The sequence below is a fragment of the Brachyspira catarrhinii genome (assembly GCF_005518285.1).
GTDB lineage: Bacteria > Spirochaetota > Brachyspiria > Brachyspirales > Brachyspiraceae > Brachyspira > Brachyspira catarrhinii.
This window is the reverse complement of sequence record NZ_SJDU01000552.1, coordinates 1-1,170: the sequence shown is the minus strand read 5'-3', so window position 1 is coordinate 1,170 and position 1,170 is coordinate 1. Positions and strand designations below refer to the sequence as shown.

Annotated in this window: 2 protein-coding genes; one reads left to right on the top strand and one right to left on the bottom strand. The window is 21.2% G+C overall.

All coding sequences use genetic code 11. The features are described 5' to 3' along the window. Positions 1–423: hypothetical protein (locus EZH24_RS12240; RefSeq protein ID WP_201798598.1), on the bottom strand; the 423-nt coding region annotated here is incomplete at its 3' end. Positions 424–661: 238 nt separating this feature from the next. Between EZH24_RS12240 and EZH24_RS12235 the strand changes: the two genes are divergently transcribed. Beyond that, on the top strand, positions 662–1,170 hold a 509-nt coding region (locus EZH24_RS12235), incomplete at its 3' end, for a DUF5986 family protein (RefSeq protein ID WP_137999340.1).

The window sequence follows — 1,170 nt, the reverse complement described above, 5'->3', positions numbered from 1 at the left end:
GCTAAATGAAGGCTTCAATCTAATGGTTTTATGCACTATTCCTTCATTATACAAATATTCCACATAGTTTTTAAACAAACCTCCCTCTTTTGCTCCTTCTTCTACCGATATATTCATTAATATTTTTCTTAAAAGCATGGTAGCTCCCGTATATGCTCCTACTTGCATACATTTTCTGGCTTCCTCATATACGCTTTTTATATTATTTGGTAAATTCTTTATTTCTTTTCCATAAAGAGGTTTAATAATAGCATCTCCATTCAAATCAAATATGTTAGGTCTTTTGCAATTATGACATATATAAATACTACTTCTACTATTAGACATGTAGCCGTCTTCAGAAGATATATCTTTATTACAATACCAACAAATAAAAGATTTACTTGGTATTTTACTTGCCGTTACCCATATTATATCAGACATATTTTATCCTTAATTTTATTTTTTATAAATTATATTAGCGATAATATAATAAAAAATTAAAATTGTCAAGTATTTTTAGTTGACTTATCTATTAATTTTTGAGTTTTTATTTGTCTATATTAATAATATATTTGAATTATATTAAAAAATATACAGATAAAATGGTAAAACAGTTGCAAAAAATTTTAAAAAATGTATAATTAGAAATAAATTATAATAAATTAAGGAGGTTAACCTTATGATTATTAATATAACAATTAAACAAATAGTTTACGATTCAATTATAGAAGCAATATCAGAAGATTATCATGAATTGACTTATAAATTAGATTTGCCATTTAACAATAACAAACCAAATTTAATTTTTGATTTATCATCAAGAAACATTAGGGATAAGATAAATGATAATATAAACCTTATTCCCGTTAAAAGAAGTTCAAGAGAATTTTATATAATATATAATAAAAAAGAGAAATGTATATATTCTATAATGAATTATAATAGTTTTAAATCGAATAATTTACCTATGTATTTAAAAGCTCTATTAAAAAAATATAATTCTGATATATCTTTACAAAAAGAACTTTTTGAATTCAATGAACCTAATATAAAATATGATTTAATAGTTAATAAGATATTCAAAAATGTAGATAATGAAATCAGAAATAATATAGATAGATATTGTATAATAGTTTATCATATAAAAAAAGATAATTTAATTTTACTAAAGAATTATATTTTAGATAA